The sequence below is a fragment of the Haloarchaeobius litoreus genome (assembly GCF_024495425.1).
In the GTDB taxonomy this organism is placed as follows: domain Archaea; phylum Halobacteriota; class Halobacteria; order Halobacteriales; family Natrialbaceae; genus Haloarchaeobius; species Haloarchaeobius litoreus.
Genome location: NZ_JANHJR010000001.1, coordinates 1,085,673 through 1,104,447 on the forward strand (window position 1 = coordinate 1,085,673; position 18,775 = coordinate 1,104,447).

Genomic DNA, 18,775 nt, shown 5'->3' on the forward strand with positions numbered 1-18,775 from the left:
GTTACTCGTACAGCCAGCCTTCGTCGACCTTCTCGTAGTCGACGAGCTCGTCCTCGTCGAAGAACAGGTCGATCTCGCGCTCGTTCGACCCGGGGTCCTCGTGGTCCGAGCCGTGGATGACGTTGCGGCCGAGGTCCAGCCCGAAGTCACCGCGGATGGTGCCCGGGGCGGAGTCGGCGGGGTCCGTCTCGCCCATCATGCGACGGACCTGCCGGATGGCGTCGTCGCCCTCCCAGACCATCGCCATGACGGGCCCGGAGGTGATGAACTCGACGAGGCCGTCGAAGAACGGCTTGCCCTCGTGCTCGCCGTAGTGCTCCTCGGCGAGCTCCTGGTCTATCTGCATGAACTTCGCGCCGACCAGCTTCAGACCGCGGTCCTCGAAGCGGGAGACGATCTCTCCCGTGAGGCCGCGCTGGACGCCGTCGGGCTTGACCATGACGAAGGTGCGCTCGCTCATTCCTCGTCGTCCTCCTCGTCCCCGGAGACGCCCGAACCGGCCTCTGTCCACTCGAGGTCGCGGGGCTCGCGGCCGAGGTTGGCGTTCTTCTCACACTTCGCGGAACAGTAGTGGACCGTGGTGCCGTCCGTGTGGACGAACATGGTCCCCGTTCCGGGCGTGATCTCGTCGCCGCAGTACTCACAGTCGCGCGTCGTCACCATTATTGTCCTCCGATGGAGTCGGCCTCGCGAGCGGTCTCCCGCAGCTGCAGGATGTCGCCCTCGCGGACCGGGCCGAGGCAGTTGCGCGTGATGATTCGACCCTGATTCTCCCCTTCGCGGATGCGGCACTTGACCTGCATGGCTTCACCGTGCATGCCGGTCTTGCCGACTATCTCGATGACTTCCGCGGGGGTCGCGCCGTTTTCGGACTCTTCGGCACTCATGGATTACCTCTAAAGGTCCTCGAGCTTGCCCGCGATGTCCTCGACGTCCGTCGAGGCCTCGCCGGCGTCGACGACGGCGGCCGCGGCACTCCCGACCTCGAGGCCGGCCGCGTGGCCGACGTCGTCCTGGGTCTCGATGAAGACGACCGGGATGCCCTTCTCGTCGGCCAGCTCGGGGAGGTGCATGACGATCTCCTCGGGCTGGACGTCCTCGGCGACGTAGATGAGCTCGGCGTTGCCGCGCTCGACGGCCTTCGTCGTTTCGTTGGTTCCTTTCTTTACACTGCCTGTGTCTCGTGCGACCTCGAGGGCCTCGAGGGCGTCCTCTTGGAGGTCGGCTGGGATCTCTTTGGTTACGTAGACTGCCATGGTTGTTCACCTCTCCTACGCGTGGGCTCGCGCTCCCCTGCCGTCGCGGGTCGGGCCCGCATGACCGTCAGCTGGGTCCGACGGTCGGAATCCTGTGGGGCTAGGAGCATCATCAACCCCGCGTAGGGTGTAATACAACCGTAGCCCGGCCCACCTTATAAGGGTGTCCAAAGCGCCGGGCGCGTGGGACTCCGCCCCACAGTTCGACCAGTCGAGACGTCGGACCGTCGCGGGACCGAAACGCCCCTGTTCCTCGGGGTCCCACGCGGCTGTATGGATGCAGTCGAGGTCGCGCGTGCGCTGCTCGCCGAGGCTGACGCGACGAACGAGCGACGACTGCTCGTGCTGACGGGCGCTCGCGAGGACTGCTACCGGGTCGCCGACGCCGTGCTCGACGCGGTCCCCGTCGGCGTCTCCGACACCGCGCTCGTGGGCGACCGCGACGCGCTCGCCTGCCGGCACGTCGAGCCGAACCGCGCGTCGACGCTGCTCGGGACGACGCTCTCCGCGGTCGTCTACGACGCACACGACACGCTCCGGCCGAACGCGCTCGGGCAGGTCGTCGGCGCGGTCGACGGCGGCGGCATGCTCGTGCTGCTCGCCCCCGACCTCGACGACTGGCCGGACCGCCGCGACGGCTTCGACGAGGGGCTCGCGGTGCCCCCGTTCGGCGTCGAGGACGTGTCTGGCCGGTTCCGCCGCCGGTTCGTCGAGAGCTTGCGTGCGCACCCGGGAATCGGTATCGTCGCCGTCGGCACGGGCACCGCAGCCGACGATGCGGACGGTTCACAGGTCGTCGACGACGGCCTGACCGGCCCCGCACCGCGGCTGGTCGACAGCCGCGAGCCGGACGACGGGCTCCCCGTCCCCGTCGGACACGAGTTCCCCCGCGAGACGTACGAGGCGTGCCTGACGGCCGACCAGGTCGAAGCGGTCCACGAGTTCGAGTTCCTCGTCGGGGACCGGGAGGCGTCCACGGGAGCCGACGGCGACGTCGAACGCCGCGCGCTCGTCGTCGAGTCCGACCGCGGGCGGGGCAAGTCGAGCGCGGCGGGCCTCGCTGCGGGCGCGGCGGCCGCCGCGGGGCTCGACGTACTCGTCACCGCACCGAACCGCCGGAACGCCGCGGAGGTGTTCGACCGCGCCCGCGAACTCCTCGCCACGCTCGACGCGGCCGGCGACCACCCCGACGCGGACGGCCACCTCGTCACGACTGCCGGCGGCGCGGTCCGGTACGAACCGCCCCGCGTCGCCGCCGAGTCGGCCGCCGAGCCGGACCTGCTCGTCGTCGACGAGGCGGCCGCGCTCTCGGTTCGACTGCTCGACGAGACGCTCACCGCGGACCGGGTCGCGTACGCCTCCACGGTCCACGGCTACGAGGGCGCGGGGCGTGGCTTCTCGGTGCGCTTCCGCGAGCACCTCGACGACAGCGACCACGACGTGCACGAGTGCCGGCTCGCCGAGCCAATCCGCTACGCCGCGGGCGACCCGGTCGAGGTCTGGTCGTTCGACGCGCTCGGGCTGGACGCCCGGCCGCCGGTGCCCGAGATCGTCGCCGACGCGACGCCCGACTCGGTCAGCTACGAGCGCGTCGACGGCGACGGCCTGCTTGCGGACCCCATCCTGCTCCGGGAGACGTTCGGCCTGCTCGTGCTCGCACACTACCGCACCGAGCCCGACGACCTCGCCCGGCTGCTCGACGCCCCGAACCTGACCGTTCGCGCGCTCACCCACGGGGGCCACGTCGTCAGCGTCGCCCTGCTGGCCCGCGAGGGCGACCTCCCTCCCGAGACCGCGGCCGGGATGTACGAGGGCGACCGCATCCGTGGGAACATGATCCCCGACGTGCTCGTGAGCCAGGTGCGCGACGAGGCCGCCGCCGCGCCCGTGGGCTACCGCGTCGTCCGCATCGCGACCCACCACGCCGTCCGCTCGTCGGGGCTGGGCTCGCGGTTGCTCGACGAGGTGCGAGACGAGTTCGCCGGGAGTGTGGACTGGCTGGGCGTCGCCTACGGCGCGACCGCCCGGCTGCTCCGGTTCTGGGAGCGCAACGACTACGCCGCCGTCCACTACTCCACCACTCGCAACGACGTGAGCGGGCAGTACTCCGTCGTCATGCTCGACCCCTGCTCCGAATCGGGTGGAGCCCTCGCCGACCGCCACGGCGACTGGTTCGCCCGTCGCGTCGGCGGCCAGCTCACCGACTCACTCGACGACGCCGACCCTGACGAGGTGCGCGCCGCGCTCGCGGCCTGCGACGGCGACCTCGCCCTCGACCTCACGGAGCACGAGTGGCGGATGGTCGCGGGCGCTGCCTACGGCACCGGGCTGTTCGACGTGGACCCGGCCCCGTTCCGCGACCTCGTCGTGAAGCACCTCGTCGACCCCGACCACGACGTCAGGCTGACAGACCGACAGGAGCGCGTGCTGGTCGAACGCGCGCTCCAGGCGCGGGACTGGTCGACCGTCGCCGACGACTGCGGCTTCCACTCCGCCGGGCAGTGCATGCGCGCCCTCGGCGACGCGCTCGTCCCGCTCTGTGACGCCTACGGCGGCGACGTGGCCGACGAGGAGCGCGAGCGCCACGGCTGACGGTGGGTAACTTTGGTAACGGTCGGCGCGGAACCTCCAGTATGGAGTGTTCGGAACCGGACTGCGACCGCGAGGCGGCGGTCGAACTCGACATCCCGTGGGACGAGAACCGGGTGGTGTGCCCGCCGCACGCCCGCGTGCTCGGCCGGCAGGACGGCGTCGTCGCCCTCCCGCTCGACGGCAAGGAAGGGGAGTGGCCGTGAGACGCTACACCGTCGTCGCCATCATCACTTCGTCGACGTAGTCGTCGTCGATCCGGTAGTGGTTCTCGCGGACCGCCTCCGTCTCCCAGCCGTGGCCTTCGAGGAACGTGATGGCGGCCTCGTTGGTCGCCGGGACGGAGTTGTAGATCTTCTCGTAGCCGTTCGAGGCAGCCCAGCCCACGCCGCGCTCGAGCAGGTGCGACCCGATGTCGTGCCGGCGGTACTCCCCGAGCACGCCGACGGTCAGCTCGGCGGTGTGGGACAGCTTCTCCAGCTCCGGGGCACGGATGTGGACCCAGCCGACGACGTCGTCGCCGACGGTCGCGACGAAGAACATGCGTGACTCCAGCTCGTTGTGCCGGAGCAGTACCTCCTCGTGGTCGAGCACGTCGGCGACCGACTCGGCGACGATGTAGTCACCACTGCTGGCGACCGCCCGGATGGCCCCGACGAGGCCGGCGAGGTCCTCCTGTCGGGCCTGCCTGATGACGAAGTCGATATCCTCCGACGTGTGCTCCTCGGCGGCGGTCTCGTCCTCGAAGGCGACCTTCAGTTCCCCGTCGTCGTCGGTGAGGTAGCCGTCGCGCTTCAGGATGGCGACGTGGTGGCGGACCGCTCGCGGGTCGAGGTTCAGCGCCCGGTTGAGCGAGTCGCGTTCTACCGTGCCGTGGCTCTCGACGTACTCGTAGATGCGCTCGCGGTCCTCGTGGTCGAAGCTCAGCTTGTCAGTAAGTTTCATGATGGTTGTTACCACGCAGCCAGCCATAATGATTGTTTGGGAGAGTTCCGGGCCCCAAAAGGGGTCAGGCCAGTCCCTTCAGCAGGTCACCGACGACGTAGGCGACCGTCGCGGCGGCCATCCCGACGACGAACATCTCGCCGCCGTTCCAGTACCAGGACCGGCCCGTCACGAGACTTCGACTCGCACCGACGAGGAAGAACGCGATCCCGGTCACCACGATGGAGATGGTGAACGCGGGCTCAAGAGCGAGGATGTACGGCATCAGGGGTGCCCAGCCGGCGACGACGAACGCAAGGAACGTCACGAAGGCCGTGCTCGCCGGCGACTTCCCGCCATCGGCCGGGCCGTCCGAGCCCCCCTCGACCGTCGCCTGGTAGTCCATCTCGGAGCGACGGCTCAGGTAGTTGCTCATCCCCATCGAGAAGCCGTCCGCGAACAGGTTCGCCGCCCCGAGCACGAGGACGATACCGGGGTTCAGCGCGGCGCCTGCGACCCCGGAGACGACGGCGAACGTCGTGACGATGCCGTCGTTCGCGCCGTAGATGACCTCCGCGAGGTACCGGCCGGTGTCATCGACGTCGTCGCCGAGCAGAATCTCGAGCATATGCCGACCGCAACGGTGGCCTGGGATACGAAACTACGGGTCGAGAGAGCGGGTGACCACGGAGCCGGACGTCAGCGCCGGTCCGGCACCGTCGTCAGCAGCTGTGCCACGTCCCGGGCACTGTGCGTGTCGACCAGCACCTCCGCACCGGTCCGGATGGCGAACGAGCAGTCCATCTCGACGCCGTAACACAGCGCGTACAGCTCCAGCCACTCGTTGAAGACGGCCTCCAGCCGCTCGCGCTCGGCCGACGGCAGCTCCGGGCCGCCGGTCCGGCAGTCGGTGAACAGCACGACCGCCGGGCCGACGCCCTCGCGAACGTACTCGGTCGCCCGCGCGTCCGGGTCGGCGGGCGGTTCGAACGACGCCCGCTCGGCCTCGACCCGGCGTTCGAACTCGTCGATGCGTGCGGCGACGGACATCTCAGCCCTGCTCGTACTCGACGCCCTTGCCGCCGCGTGGGTGCTCCCACCTCGTGTCAGCGACGACGGCACAGGTACCGCACTCCACGCAGGGCTGCGTGTCGAGGCTCACGACGCGCTCCTCGCTGCCGTTCGTGCCGACGGTCTCCGAGCGGTAGCAGCCGCCGCCGAAGTCCTCGGCGCTGACCGGGCAGGCAGTGACCGCCATGCCGCTGGCTTCCCACGAGTTGTCGAGCACCTCGATGTGCGGGTTCCCGATGTCGGTGTTGTAGCTCAGGTCGCCGATGCGCTCCTCCAGGCTCGGCGGCTCGACCGTGCTCTCGCCGCTGATCGGTGCGCCCTGCTCCTCCCCGATGAGCGTCGGGATGGTGACGTAGGCCGGCTTGATGTCCGGCAGCATCGACAGCAGGCGCGGCGAGTTGAACGCCTTCTCGACCATCGACTCGGCCGTACCGGTCCGAAGCACCGCGCGGCCGACCGGCGACTTCGCGACCGTCTCCATGACGCTCGCCATCGCCGGATGCTCGCTGATGCCGCTCGTCCAGTCGTAGCTCTTCGGCCGGAGCTTGTCCATCACGCCCTCCTGGTCGAGGAGGGTGGTGTAGCGCTGGCCCGCGGTCTCGCCGGAGCGGCCACGAGCGGTGACGTACGCGTCGGCCGCGAGCGCGCCGGCCGTGACCGCGTGGTTCATCCCCTTGATGATTGGGCCCTGGGCCTGCATCTGCCCGGCGGCGTCGCCGACGAGCAGCAGGCGGTCGCGGTGGGGCTGTTTGAGCGCCACCTTCTTCGAATCGGGAACGAGCTTCGCGGAGTACTCGATCTCGTCGTACTCCTCGGGCAGCCAGTTCGAGAGGTGCGGGTGGGTCAACAGCGCGTCGAGCAGTTCGTGCGTCTCGGCCCGCTCCTCGACGAGACTGTCGAGATGGAACACCGTCCCGATGGAGAGGGTGTCCTGGTTCGTGTACATGAACCCGCCGCCCCGAGCGTCCTGGAACAGGTCGCCCGAGAACAGCCGGGCGACACCCTCGTCCTCGTCGACGTCGAACGTCTCCTGGATGTGGCCGTCGGGGCAGTCGACCACGGCCTTGACGCCCTGGAACCACTCGTCGGGCTCGTCCCAGTCCATCAGGCCGGCTTCGCGGGCGAGCTCCGAGTTGACGCCGTCGGCCGCGATGACCACGTCGGCCTCGATGTCGTCCAGCTCGTCGCAGGTGACGCCGACGATCTCGCCGTTCTCACGGAGCAGGCCGTTGACCCGCACGTCGGTCAGTAGGCCGCCGCCGCTCTCGCGGCACTTCTCGTGGACCCGCTCGGCCATCCACGAGTCCATCTTCCGGCGAAGGACCGAATCGCACCAGAGCGTGTCGTTCTCGTGCAGCGGCGTCAGGTCGTACGTCTTCACGCGGTTCCCCGCGATGTTGTCCATCTTGTAGTCGGTGATGGGGCGCTCCGCGGCCTCCTCGCGGAAGTCGGGGAACAGGTCGTCGACGGTGTACGGCGCGGACTGCTCGGCGTAGATGAGCCCGCCGGAGACGTTCTTCGAACCGGCGTCGACGCCGCGTTCGAGGACGAGCGTCTCGACGCCGTGGTCGGCGAGGCGTGCCGCGGCGGCCGCACCGCCCGGGCCTGCGCCGACGACGACCGCCTCGTAGCGCTCGCGGTCAGTCATCGCCACCACCTCCGGGAGCCGCGGCCTCGGCAAGTGCCTCGCTCACGTCGCCGCTCTTGACGGCGTCGATGAGCCCGGGCAGCACGTCGAACAGGTCCCCCTCGATGAAGTAGTCCGAGAAGTCCCTGATGCGGGCGTCCGGGTCGGTGTTGATGGAGACGATGACGTCCGAGTCGTCCATCCCGACCTTGTGCTGGATCGCGCCGGAGATGCCGGCGGCGATGTAGAGGTCGGGCGCGATGACCTGCCCCGTCTCGCCGATCTGGCGCTCCTCCTTCGTGTACGGCTCGACGTTCGCATCGAACTGGTACGAGCCCGTGACGATGCCCCGGGTGACGCCCACGTCGGCCTCCTCGAAGCAGTTGGCGAGCTCGATGCCGAGCTCCATCCCCTTCGTCGGGTTCGCGCCGATGCCACGACCCATGGCGACGACGACCTCGTTGCCGGTGAGGTCGACGCCCTCGTCGAGCACGTCGTGGTCGGTGACCTCGACGCGGAACCACCCGTCGTCGATGTCGCCGTCCCACTCGACGACCTCTCCCTCGCGGTCGGGGTCCGGGTCCGGAATCTCGAAGCTGCCCGGGATGACCGAGCCGCCCTGCGGATGGAAGTCCCGGTGCGGGTTGTCGATGCAGAGGATGGTCGAGTACTCGAAGCCGGAGAAGTCCGGGCGCTTCATGTGCAGGATGCGCTCGAACGTCTTCGTCGTCCCCGGCTCGCCGGTCTTGACGGGGTTCGATATCTCGGCGTCCTCGATGTACAGGCCGGAGCAGTCCGAGGCAAGCCCGGAGTCGAGCTCGGCCTGCACGAGCGCGGAGAGGTCACGTCCGTTGTTCGTCGCCGGGAACAGGACGTAGCGCGGTTCGTCGTACTCCCGCCAGTCCGCCGGGTCGGGGTTGCCCTCGCCGGGGTCGCCGCCCCACCGCGCCATGTCCGCGAAGATGCGCGTGTAGGGTTTGTGCCGGAAGCGTTCGAGGCGGTCGTCCTCGGCCGTGACAACGACGTCCGCGCCGAGTTCGACGCACTCCTCGGTGTGCGCCTCGACGTCGTCGCCGATGAGTACCGCGACGACCTGCTCCGCCTCGTCGTAGTCCTCGTTGTAGTCGTCCATCAGCTCGCGGGCCTTCCCGAGCATCTCGCGGGAGACGTCGAGCAGGTCGCCCTGCTGCGTCTCGCAGTACACCCACATGTCCCCGTAGGTGCCGTCGTCGATGGCCCGGACGTGGCGCTTGTCGTTCGTCGGGTGGTCGAGGTCGGGGTGGCGCTCCTCGGGGGCCTCGGCCTCGACTGCCTCGCCCTCCTCGTCCTCGTCGCTCTCGCTGAGGTCGTCGATGCGCTTCTGGATGAGGTTCTTCGCGCTGTCCCGGTCCTCGCCCGACTCCTCGGCTTCGAGCAGGGCCTCCAGGTCCTCGACCTCCTCCAGGTCCCTGACGGCGTTGCCGATGTCGGCGACGCTCATCTCCGCGGGGTCGAGCTCGCCGTCGCCGCCGCCCTCGTCACCGTCCTCGCCGAACTTCTCGATGCGGCTCTCGATGAGCTTCACCGCGGCGGTGCGGTTCTCGCCCTCCTGCTCTGCTTCGAGGATGGCCTCCAGCTCGTCGACGTCCTCGATGTCCTTCAGCTCGGGGCCGAGCTCGGCGATGGTGTACTCGCCGGGGTCGAACTCTGACATACTCAGTCACCCCCCGCGAACGGCGTCATCTCCTCGAGCACCTGTTCCATCCCCTCCTCGTCGTCGGGCGTCACCATCGTCGCCTCGCGCTCCGAGGGTGCCTTCGGGATGGGGTCGACCGACGAGACGATGGTCGGCGAGCCGTCCAGTCCGACGAAGTCCGGGTCGAGGTTCAGCTCCTCGTGGTTCCACATCGTGAGGTGGTCCTCGTAGTTCTCCGCTCGCGCCTTCGTCTGTTCGCGCAGGTCCTTCAGCTCGAGGCGGTGCTCCGCGCGGCGGTACGTCGGCTCGAACTCGGGGTCCGTGACGACGACACAGGGCAGCGGTGCCTCGACGGTCTCGATCTCGTCCACGTCGCCCTCGACGAGGCGCTTCGCGCGCACCACGTCGTTCTCCGGCTCGATGTCGAGCGAGATGACGTGCGTGAGGATGGGTCGGTCCAGCCCCCAGCACGTCTGCGGGCCGGTGTGGCCCGTCTCGCCGTCGGCCGTCTTGAAGCCCGCGAACACCACGTCGGGCTCCGTCTCCATGTGCTCCAGCGCGGTGGTCAGCGTGATCGCCGTCGCCCAGGTGTCCGCCGCGGCGAACTCCCGGTCGGACACCAGCACGAGGTCGTCGGCGTAGACGTCGCGCATCCCCTCCTCCAGGATGTTGTCGTAGCCCGGCGGCCCCATGCTGCAGAGCGTGACGTTCCCACCGTGGCGCACCTTCGTCTGGAGTGCGGCACGGAGCGCGAACTTGTCGTTCGGGTTCATCACCGTCGGGGTCTTCCCGCGTTCGAGGTGGCCGTCCTCGTCGAAGGACACCTGACCCTCTCTGAAGTCGGGGACTCCCTTTGTGAGTACTGCTATCTCCATCGGTTCCTATGCACGCCCCTGCCGTCCTGCGTCCACGTCGATGGCGTCCACCGGGCAGACGTCGACACAGAGCATGCAGTCGATGCACTGCGCCTCGTTCGCCGGGTCGGCCTTGATCTCGGACTCGGGGTGTCCCGGGCTGTCCACCCACTCGAACACGTCGACCGGGCAGTCCTCCAGGCACGCGCCGTCGGCGAGACAGATGTCGAAGTCCACCGCGACGTGCGTGCCGTGGATGCCCAGCTGCTCGGGCTCCTCCACCGGCCCCCACACGTCGTGGCCGTTGTGCTCGTCTACGAGTTCGCGGTTCTCCTCGAAGTTCGGGTCAATGGGCATTGTCACCTAGGGACGAAGGCGGCCCGGGTCTTAAATTTACGTTCGGGAAGGTCCCGACGGCGGGGCGGTCGGCGGTCACCAGTAGCCCCCGCGGCGACGCAACACCCTTGATGGAGACGCCACTACCCGACTGTATGGACTTCCAGGCCCTCCTCACCGGCGTCGACCCGGTGCTCGTCGTCGCTCTGGTCCTCCTCGTCGCCGGCATCGTCGGCAGTGCGGTCCCGTCGATGCCCGGGCCGTTGCTCTCGGTCGCCGGTGTGCTCGTCTTCTGGCTCTGGGGCGAGGGCCTCGGCACGGTCGTCGCGGTCGGCCTCGTCGCCGTCGGGCTGTTCGCCGTCGTCGCCGACCTGCTCGCGGACGCTGTCTCAGCCCGCGTCGGCGGTGCGTCCTGGCAGACGACGGCGCTCGCGGGTGTGGTCGGCCTCGCGCTCCTGTTCGTCACCGGTCCGCTGGGCATCCTCGTCGGCGTCGTCGGCACCGTCTTCGCACTGGAGTACTGGGAGACCCAGGACCACCGCCACGCCGCCCGCGCCGCGGTGACGACCAGCCTCGGCATCCTCGCCAGCGCCGTCGTCCAGGTGCTCCTGACGCTGTCGATGCTGCTCGGCTTCGGACTGTCCGTGTTCGTCTGGTAGAAGGGTGGGAGGTGTCAGCGGACTACTCGTGGGCGAAGTACGCCACGGAGCCGTCGTCGCCGTGGGCGTCGACGCGCGCGAACCCGACGCGCTCGAACTGCACCATCGTATCGACCGGCTGGTCGCGGAAGCCGGGCTCGGCGCGGCCCTCGACGACGCCGTCCATCGTCCACAGCTCGACGGGCTCGTTGTCGGCCGCGGGCACCCAGTGCACCACGTCGACGCCCTCCTCGCGCACCGCCGAGATGTCGTCGCCGGTGTACTGGAGCGCGTCGCGGGTGAACCGGAAGCATCCGAGGCCCTTCAGCCAGACGCGCTCCTCGCGCTCGGGCAGGTCCTTCGGTTCGAGCAACACGGCGGAACCGACCGGAATCTCGCGGACGCCACGGTCCTCGTGGTCGGGGTGGACCGGCGGCTCGCCGGCTTCCGGTGCGCCGCCGACGATGCCGAGTTCGGTGCCGTCGCGCACGAGGAACTGCCGGTCCGCCCCGTCGTCGATCAGGTCGCGGTTCTTCGAGTAGACCGACGACATCGCGAGGTCGACGTTCGAGCTCGAGGTGCCGAGTTCGATCATCGACTCGACGATGGCCTCGCCGCGGATGCCCCGCCGTCGGAGGCTCTTGATGGTCGGGGCGCGCGGGTCGTCCCAGCCGTCGAGCTCGCCCGCGTCGATGAGCTCCTTGAGGGTCGAGGTGGACATCTTCACGTCGTAGGCGTCGACCTGGACGTGGCCCCAGTGGACGACCTCGGGGTACTCCCAGCCGAAGTAGTCGTAGACGAACCGCTGGCGCTTCGCCGAGTCCTGCAGGTCGATGCCGCGGATGATGTGCGTGATGCCGACGAGGTGGTCGTCGATGCCCGACTGGAAGTCGAGCATCGGCCAGCAGCGGTAGTCCGCCGCCTCCTCGCGCGGGTGTGGCGTGTCTATCATCCGGAACGCCACCCAGTCCCTGAGTGCAGGATTCTTGTGCTCGATGTCGGTCTTCACGCGGAGCACCATCTCGCCCGAACTGTACTCGCCGGCGACCATGTCCTCGAACTCCGCCATGGTCGTCTCGGCGTCCTTCTCGCGGTGCGGGCAGGCCTCCCCGCTGTTCTTCATGTCGGAGAACTCGCCCTGCGGGCACGAGCAGGTGTACGCCCCACCCATCTCGATCAGCTCGCGAGCGTGCTCGTAGTACGTCTCCATCCGGTCGCTCGCCTTCAGGACCTCGTCGGGGTCGAAGCCGAGGTACTCGATATCCTCCAGAATCCCGTCGTAGGCGTCGAGGTCCGGGCGCTTCGTCTCGGGGTCGGTGTCGTCGAAACGGACGCAGAACCAGCCGTCGTAGTGCTCCCTGTACGTGCCGATGACGGCCGGCATCCGGGCGTGGCCGACGTGCCACGGGCCGTTCGGGTTCGGCGCACAGCGCATCCGTATCCCGTCGTACTCGTCGGCGTTAGGCAGGTCCGGCAGCGTGTGCTCCTCGCCCTCGTCCTCGCTGTCCAGCTCCGCCAGCAGGTCGGGCGCGAGCTCGCCGAGCCGCTCGCGCTTCTCGTCGTGGCTCATCTGGTTGACGCGGCCACAGACGCCGCCGACCACGCCCGGCACCTCGTCGCCGTGCTCGCGGAAGGCGGGGTTCTCGCCCATCAGCGGGCCCATCACCGCGCCGACGGCGGCGTCGCTCTCGTGTTTGATTGCGTTGAACAGGGCGTGCTTCTCGGCCTCTCGCTCGACCTGCTCGCGTAGCGAATCGTCCATTGACGTGGCGTACAGCCGGAACCGTCAAAACAGTCGTGATGTTCGTCGCCGGGAACGGCAGTTTCGGAAGAACCGAGGACGATGCGATTCTGACCAGCCGGGTGGCGCGCGGCTGTCTCGGAATCGCGGCGCGATTCCGATGGCCAGTGAGAGCTTGCTCTCGCAGTGGATGAGCGAGGGAGCCTGCGACCGAGCGAAGTGGCTGGGGAGGTGTGAGGTGCGGTGCGGTCGCGGTGGGTGGGACTGAAAGGGGCGAGACGCTCGGGGCTCGCTGGCTGTTCGTGGGTCCAGGGTACTCGACAACACGAGAACGAACGGGAACTGGCGAGTCACTCACAGGGACACGAACACCGTTCCAAGAAGACAGCCGCCCCGGCGTGCTCCACCCACCGTGGAGCCAACCACCGCACCACATCTACCGGTCGCACCGCAGAACGCCACTATCGTACCGCAGTCGTTGCCTCCGTACCGCACCGCGACCGCAGACCGCACCGCGATCCGCACGTGATGACCGGCGCGTCGCCGGTCGACCACCCAGATTCGGAGTGCCGGTCGGGAAGCCGGCACAGCCACGGACACAGGTCGTCGCGGACCCAGCTCCTCACTCCGTCGCGGACTCGGGGAACCGACGCGTGTTGAACACGCGCTGGGCGACGAGGGCGTCGGACATCTCGCCGGCGCGCCACTGCGCGACCCACGAGGCCTCGACGTGGTACTCCTGGGCCTGCTCGGGGAACCGGTCGGCGATGCTCGCCTCCAGTCGGCTCGACGGGCCACCGCTGTCGATGATGAGCCCGTACGAGGAGATGACCTGACCGATCTCCTCGCGGGACTCCGCGCGGTCGCCCGCACTGGACTCGTACTCCAGGTCGACGACCTCGTCGTCGAACGTCATGCTCGTCACCGTCAAGCCGTGGGTCTCCTCGAGTATCCAGCGCAGTTCGCCGAGGGTGCCCTCGCCGTCCTGGTTCGGTTCGGACTTCTGTACCTGGTTGCCGCCGAGGCACCCGGCGAGTCCCGCCAGGGCCGCGGCCCCACCCGCGAGGACGCTCCGTCGCGTCGTCATGCTGTCCTGTGGCATAACTACGGGTTGAGAGGGAGACCCACTAAAACCGCGGAGGGTTTCGCCCCACGATACGGGGTTCGACTCAGGAACTGAGTCGTCCGTGGCTCGTCAGTAGCCGCGCTCTATCAGGTAATCCGCGATATCGCACAGCAGGTCGCGCGCCTCGTTGTCCGGGAGGACCTCGAGCCGGGACTTGCCGCGTTCGACGAGGTCGCGCGCGGTCTGGTTCGCGTACTCGATGCTGCCGGCCTCCTCGAGCGTCGCCACCGCGTCGTCGATCTCGGTCTCTGTGACCGCCTCGACGCTGTCGGTGTCGACCAGTCCGTCGACGTCGACACCCTGCTCGCGGGCGTGGACCGTCATGAGCGTCTGCTTGTTCTCGACGAGGTCCGAGCCGCGCTGCTTGCCGAGCTGGTCCGAGGGGACGGTGAGGTCGAGCACGTCGTCCTGAATCTGGAACGCGCGCCCGACGTCGAGGCCGTAGCCGTACAGCGCGTCGACGACCTCGTCGTCCGCCGAGAGCAGCTCGCCGGCGATGGCCGCGGACGCCGCGTACAGCACGGCCGTCTTCTGCTCGATCATCTCGAGGTACTCGTCGGGGTCGACGTCGCGTCGCGTCTCGAAGGAGACGTCGAGGCTCTGACCCTCGCAGATCTTCGTGCAGGTCGACGCGAGCGTGTCGGTGGCCGCGACGACCCGTTCGGGCGGGGCGTCGGTCTCGACCATGATCTCGAACGCCTTCGAGTACAGCGTGTCGCCCGCGAGGATGGCCGTCTCGAGGTCGTACTCCTTGTGGACCGCCGGCACGCCGCGCCGGAGGTCGTCGTCGTCCATGATGTCGTCGTGGATCAGCGTGAACGACTGGATGACCTCGACGCTGACGGCGGCGGCCATGAGGTCGACGGGCTCGTCCGTCAAGGACTGGAACTCCCGGTAGTCCGCCGACATCGGCTCCACGTCGGTCAGCGCCTCGCCGACGACGAGCAGCACCGTGGGCCGGAGCCGCTTCCCGCCCGCGTCCAGCAGGTAGCGAGACGCCTCGTACAGCCGCCTGGGCGACTTGATGGGCAGCTCTTCGGTGATGGCCTGGTTGACGAGCTCGCGTCGCTGGCCCACCGCGTCGAGCACCGTCTGTTCTCGCGTCTGCGGGTCTGTCATGCTGTCACTCGGTCAGCTGGATGAGGTTGCCGTTGCGGGTGACGTGGAGGTCGCGGCCCATCTTGTACCCCTCGCTCTCCGCGAGATTGACGTAGCCGCTGAAGCCGCTCATGTCCTGGTGGGCCGGGATGACGTTCTGGGGCTGGAGCGCCTGGAGCATCTGGTAGTGGCCCTCCCGGTTCAGGTGGCCGGAGACGTGGATGTCCGAGTAGATGCGAGCGCCCTGCATCCCGAGCAGGCGCTCGGACTGGTAGCGCTGGCCCTCGTTCGTCGGCTCCGGGATGACCCGGGCCGAGAAGATGACCTTGTCGCCGTCCTCTAACTCGTAGGGGGTCTCGCCGCGACCCATCCGGGTGAGCATCGCGCGCGGCTCGCCTTGGTGGCCCGTGACGATGGGCAGGAAGTTGCCCTTCCCCTCCTTCATGACCCGCTTGAACGTCCGGTCGACGGACTTCCGGTGGCCGAACATCCCGAGGTCGCCCGGGAAGTCGACGAAGCCGAGTCGCTCGGCGGTGCCGGAGTACTTCTCCATCGAGCGCCCGAGAAGCACCGGCTGACGGCCGATGTCCCGGGCGAACTCGACGAGGGACTTCACGCGGGCGATGTGGCTGGAGAACGTGGTGGCGACGATGCCGCCCGAGTAGTCCTCCAGCGAGTACATCACGTCCTTGAGGTGCCGCCGTGCGACGGACTCACTCGGTGTGCGTCCCTGCTTGTTCGCGTTCGTACAGTCCTCGATGTAACAGAGGACGCCCTCGCCCTCGCGACCGATCTCGCGGAACCGCTTCATGTCGATGGGGTCGCCGATGACCGGCGTGTGGTCCATCCGCTTGTCCAGCCCGTAGACGACCGCGCCCTCGGGCGTGTGCAGGACCGGGTTGATGGCGTCGATGATGGAGTGTGTGACGTTGACGAACTCGAGCTCGACCTGCCCGGAGTCGCCGATGGTCATCGTCTCGCCGGCGTCCATCTTCACGAGGTCGTTCTCGACCCCGAACTTCTGCTCGCTCTCGACCTGCTGCTTGACGAGCTCGATGGTGAACGGCGTCGCCACGACGGGCGCGTCGTACCGGTGGGCCAGCTTCGAGATGGCCCCGATGTGGTCGAGGTGGCCGTGGGTGGGCACGATGGCCTGCACGTCCCCCTCGAGTTCGCTCATGATCCGGTCGTCCGGGATGGCCCCCATGTCGATGAGGTCCAGGCTGTGCATCTTCTCGGTCTCGACGTTGTCGTGGATGAGAACCTGCGAGAGGTTCAGACCCATGTCGAAGACGACGACGTCGTCACCGGCTCGGACGGCAGTCATCTGCCGGCCGACTTCCTCGTATCCGCCGATTGTTGCGATTTCGATTTCCATGGTTGTGTAGCACCGAAATGCCGCGTCTCGGTATATGCAAACTCCCCCGGAGAACGGAACGCTACGCCCCGGCGTCTTACAGCGCGTCGGCGCACATCCCGCTATGTGGGCGCGGGCGGTGCCGGAGTCGCCGGCAGCGTCGCGACCACACTTACCCGCGGGGTCTGTTAACCGACCCTTCTCGGTCCGAGGTTAAAAGCACGTGGGTTACGCGGCGACGACGACCCTCGAAGCACGCCGCGGGACGCTGGCACGGCAGCCGGCCGCCGGGTCGACGGCGTCCCGCGGGAACGCAGTGTGTGAACGGTCCACAGGTTTAACTTTCACTGCACCCAACCCGACGTATGGCGTCGTGCTCGTTCTGTGGTCGTGAGGTCGAGGGGATGCCGTACTCCTGCAACGAGTGCGGCGAGACCCTCTGTGGCCGCCACCGACTCCCCGAACGGCACGACTGCAGCGGTCTCGCACTGGTCGCGGAACGGGCCGACGACCAGACGACGTTCATCGGACGGTCCGACGACCACGACGAGCGCGGGGTCGTCGGCCGGACGCTCGACGCGATGCTGTCACCGCTTCGCCGACTCCGTCGACTGCGCCGGTAACCCGACATTTCCGCTCGCGAGAAGCGGTCCCTCACCCGTGACGGCAGTTCAGTCCACGGTCGTCCCCGGTGCCTCGCCGTCGAGGAACGCGGACAGGCCGTCCAGCCCGAACACGCTCGCGGGGGTCGGCAGGTCCAGCAGCGTCCGTACCTTCCCGGCCATCCCGCCGGAGACGTCTGTCGACTCCGCCCCGCCGAGCGCGCCGGCCGCGTCCTCGAACCGCTCGATTCTGTCGATCACGTCGCCGTCCTCGTCGAGCACGCCCGGCACCGTCGAGCAGAGGCCGACCCGGTCGGCGTCGAGGCTGCGTGCGAGCGAGGTGACGATCTCGTCGCCCGACAGCACCGTCACCCCCTCGCCCGCGTGAGCGACCACGTCGCCGTGGAGCACCGGCACGAACCCCTCGGCCCGGAGCGTCGCGACCTGCCCGGCCGGCAGCGTGAGCTCGCCCGACGAATCCCGACTCGCAGCCGACAGCGGATGGACGGGCACCGCGGGTACGTCGCGGTCGTGAAGTCGTCGCAGCACCAGTCCGTTCAGCGCCTTCATCGCCGAGTGGATCTCGGTGACGCCCCCGATGTCGTGGGTCCCGGCGGTCGTGCTGACGCCGTACCGCTCGGCGTTGTGGTGGCCGAAGCTCCCGCCGCCGTGGACCACGACCAGGTCGTCGGCGGCACGGGCCACCGCGTCGGCCGCCCGGTCGAGCGCCTCGCCATCGACCGTCTCGGCGCGGTCCTTGTCCGTGATGACCGAGCCGCCGAGCTTGAGGACGGTCGTCACGAGACCACCACCCCGTCGCGGGCGAGCTCGGCACGGAACACCGCCTCGCAGGCCTGCGAGTACGACAGCGCCGTCTCCGTCGCGGAGGAGTCGTCGAGCGCGACGATACAGCCGCCGCCGCCCGCCCCGGTCAGCTTCGCGCCGTAGGCACCGGCCTCCCGGGCGGTCCACACCATCTCGTCCAGCGAGCGCGAGGAGACGCCCAGCGCCTCCAGCAGCCCGTGGTCGAAGTCCATCAGCCGTCCGAGCTCGTCGAGCGAGGGACCCTCTTCGGTCAGGACGGCCTCACCACGGCGGACGATATCGCCGATGGCAGTGACGGTGTCCGCCGCGAACTCGTACCGTTCGCGCAGCTCCCGGACCCCCGCGACCAGCTCGCCCGTGTTGCCGGAGCCCCCGTCGAACCCGATGACGAACGGGAGGTCCGGCGCGTCGAGCGTCCGGCAGTCGTCGCCCTCGACGCGGACCGCACCGCCCATCGTCGAGCAGAACGTGTCCGCCCGCGACGCCTGCCCGTCCTGTACGTCCAGCTCGACCTGATAGGCGCGATCCGCGACCTCGCGAGGGTCCAGCTCGACACCCAGCTCCGCCGCCGTCGCCGCGATGGTCGCGACGACGACCGCCGCCGACGACCCGAGACCGGCCCCCAGCGGGATGTCGCTCTCGACGGTGACGTCGAACCCCGTGTCCGGCGCGCCGCAGGCGTCTCTGGCCTGTTCGACCGCGCCGTCGACGTACTCTGTCGCCGCCTCGAGCAGCTCGGTCGGGACCTCCACGCCGAGTTCGTCCGTCGCCGCGCCGTACTCGACGGTGAACCCCTCGATCTCGAGGTCCTGTGCGTCGACGCGCAGCGTGGCGTCCGCCCGCTCTTCGACCCTGACGGTCGCCCGCCGCTCGACCGCACACGGGACCGCCGGCTCGCCGTAGACGACCGCGTGCTCCCCGAACAGATACACCTTCCCTGGGGCGCTTGCCGTGACCATACCGACTCTCTCCCCGCCACTCGTATGAGTGTTGTCGATTCGTACCTACCCAGTGGGCCAGAACCTTCCTAAGTCGTCCCGCCGTCTCTCCGACAAT

General features: G+C 68.8%; 21 protein-coding genes. 4 read left to right on the top strand and 17 right to left on the bottom strand.

Translation table 11 applies throughout. From position 1 onward, the window contains the following. Position 1: 1 nt before the first annotated feature. The 4 genes from ndk to rpl7ae are packed head-to-tail and all read right to left on the bottom strand — an operon-like array spanning position 2 to position 1,256. Positions 2–460: a nucleoside-diphosphate kinase gene (gene ndk, locus NOW55_RS05535; protein WP_256399091.1), complete on the bottom strand. Its 459-nt coding sequence runs from the start codon at positions 458–460 to the stop codon at positions 2–4. Then, entirely contained in the window at positions 457–663 is a 207-nt protein-coding gene (locus tag NOW55_RS05540; RefSeq protein ID WP_256399092.1) for a 50S ribosomal protein L24e, read from the bottom strand. The genes ndk and NOW55_RS05540 overlap by 4 nt, the downstream gene beginning before the upstream one ends. Beyond that, positions 663–887 (bottom strand): 30S ribosomal protein S28e, encoded by a 225-nt coding sequence (locus tag NOW55_RS05545; RefSeq protein WP_256399093.1) that lies wholly within the window; start codon positions 885–887, stop codon positions 663–665. Before NOW55_RS05545 ends, NOW55_RS05540 begins: the two co-directional genes overlap by 1 nt. Before the next feature lie 9 nt (positions 888–896). Further along, complete coding sequence (gene rpl7ae / locus NOW55_RS05550; RefSeq protein WP_256300174.1) at positions 897–1,256, bottom strand: 50S ribosomal protein L7Ae; 360 nt, start codon at positions 1,254–1,256, stop codon at positions 897–899. Between the two features lie 273 nt (positions 1,257–1,529). Here rpl7ae and tmcA point away from each other — a divergent pair, with 273 nt between their 5' ends. Together tmcA and NOW55_RS05560 are read left to right on the top strand one after the other, a co-directional pair. Next, on the top strand, positions 1,530–3,848 hold the full coding sequence (gene tmcA, locus NOW55_RS05555; protein WP_256399094.1) for a tRNA(Met) cytidine acetyltransferase TmcA: 2,319 nt from the start codon (positions 1,530–1,532) through the stop codon (positions 3,846–3,848). A gap of 41 nt (positions 3,849–3,889) precedes the next feature. After that, entirely contained in the window at positions 3,890–4,051 is a 162-nt protein-coding gene (locus NOW55_RS05560) for a DUF8014 family protein (protein ID WP_256399095.1), read from the top strand. Between the two features lie 4 nt (positions 4,052–4,055). On the opposite strand, the gene NOW55_RS05565 is transcribed toward NOW55_RS05560, so the two are convergent. The 7 genes from NOW55_RS05565 to NOW55_RS05595 form a co-directional block, all read right to left on the bottom strand. Continuing rightward, on the bottom strand, positions 4,056–4,790 hold the full coding sequence (locus tag NOW55_RS05565; protein ID WP_256399096.1) for a GNAT family N-acetyltransferase: 735 nt from the start codon (positions 4,788–4,790) through the stop codon (positions 4,056–4,058). A gap of 64 nt (positions 4,791–4,854) precedes the next feature. Then, entirely contained in the window at positions 4,855–5,397 is a 543-nt protein-coding gene (locus tag NOW55_RS05570; protein ID WP_256399097.1) for a VIT1/CCC1 transporter family protein, read from the bottom strand. A 71-nt stretch (positions 5,398–5,468) separates the two neighbouring features. After that, positions 5,469–5,819 carry a DUF8055 family protein gene (locus NOW55_RS05575; protein ID WP_256399098.1) on the bottom strand — a complete coding sequence of 117 codons (351 nt, stop codon included), beginning with the start codon at positions 5,817–5,819 and terminating at the stop codon, positions 5,469–5,471. A 1-nt stretch (position 5,820) separates the two neighbouring features. Then, on the bottom strand, positions 5,821–7,488 hold the full coding sequence (locus NOW55_RS05580; protein ID WP_256399099.1) for an FAD-dependent oxidoreductase: 1,668 nt from the start codon (positions 7,486–7,488) through the stop codon (positions 5,821–5,823). Beyond that, positions 7,481–9,160, bottom strand: coding sequence for an electron transfer flavoprotein subunit alpha/FixB family protein (locus NOW55_RS05585; RefSeq protein ID WP_256399100.1), 1,680 nt, complete (start codon positions 9,158–9,160; stop codon positions 7,481–7,483). The genes NOW55_RS05580 and NOW55_RS05585 overlap by 8 nt, the downstream gene beginning before the upstream one ends. A gap of 2 nt (positions 9,161–9,162) precedes the next feature. Next, positions 9,163–10,017: an electron transfer flavoprotein subunit beta/FixA family protein gene (locus NOW55_RS05590; RefSeq protein WP_256399101.1), complete on the bottom strand. Its 855-nt coding sequence runs from the start codon at positions 10,015–10,017 to the stop codon at positions 9,163–9,165. Positions 10,018–10,023: 6 nt separating this feature from the next. Beyond that, complete coding sequence (locus NOW55_RS05595) at positions 10,024–10,353, bottom strand: 4Fe-4S dicluster domain-containing protein (protein WP_256399102.1); 330 nt, start codon at positions 10,351–10,353, stop codon at positions 10,024–10,026. 134 nt (positions 10,354–10,487) lie between these two features. Here NOW55_RS05595 and NOW55_RS05600 point away from each other — a divergent pair, with 134 nt between their 5' ends. After that, a complete protein-coding gene (locus tag NOW55_RS05600) occupies positions 10,488–10,991 on the top strand; it encodes a DUF456 domain-containing protein (RefSeq protein ID WP_256399103.1) in 504 nt (167 codons plus the stop codon). Positions 10,992–11,013: 22 nt separating this feature from the next. Here NOW55_RS05600 and NOW55_RS05605 read toward each other — a convergent pair whose 3' ends face one another. From NOW55_RS05605 to NOW55_RS05620, 4 genes are all read right to left on the bottom strand, one after another. Beyond that, a complete protein-coding gene (locus NOW55_RS05605; RefSeq protein WP_256399104.1) occupies positions 11,014–12,732 on the bottom strand; it encodes a glutamate--tRNA ligase in 1,719 nt (572 codons plus the stop codon). Between the two features lie 601 nt (positions 12,733–13,333). Next, positions 13,334–13,813, bottom strand: a complete 480-nt coding sequence (locus NOW55_RS05610) for a DUF8159 domain-containing protein (protein WP_256399105.1) — start codon at positions 13,811–13,813, stop codon at positions 13,334–13,336. A 93-nt stretch (positions 13,814–13,906) separates the two neighbouring features. Further along, on the bottom strand, positions 13,907–14,956 hold the full coding sequence (idsA3, locus tag NOW55_RS05615; protein ID WP_256399106.1) for a geranylfarnesyl diphosphate synthase: 1,050 nt from the start codon (positions 14,954–14,956) through the stop codon (positions 13,907–13,909). Between the two features lie 4 nt (positions 14,957–14,960). Continuing rightward, positions 14,961–16,313, bottom strand: coding sequence for a ribonuclease J (locus tag NOW55_RS05620; RefSeq protein WP_256399107.1), 1,353 nt, complete (start codon positions 16,311–16,313; stop codon positions 14,961–14,963). 344 nt (positions 16,314–16,657) lie between these two features. On the opposite strand from NOW55_RS05620, the gene NOW55_RS20930 reads away from it, so the two are divergent. Beyond that, complete coding sequence (locus NOW55_RS20930; RefSeq protein ID WP_256399108.1) at positions 16,658–16,915, top strand: AN1-type zinc finger domain-containing protein; 258 nt, start codon at positions 16,658–16,660, stop codon at positions 16,913–16,915. 48 nt (positions 16,916–16,963) lie between these two features. Here NOW55_RS20930 and NOW55_RS05630 read toward each other — a convergent pair whose 3' ends face one another. Further along, the gene (locus tag NOW55_RS05630; RefSeq protein ID WP_256399109.1) at positions 16,964–17,695 is read right to left on the bottom strand and encodes an isopentenyl phosphate kinase; all 732 of its coding nucleotides are present in this window, start codon (positions 17,693–17,695) and stop codon (positions 16,964–16,966) included. After that, entirely contained in the window at positions 17,692–18,678 is a 987-nt protein-coding gene (gene mvk / locus NOW55_RS05635) for a mevalonate kinase (protein WP_256399110.1), read from the bottom strand. Before mvk ends, NOW55_RS05630 begins: the two co-directional genes overlap by 4 nt. Positions 18,679–18,775: the final 97 nt, after the last annotated feature.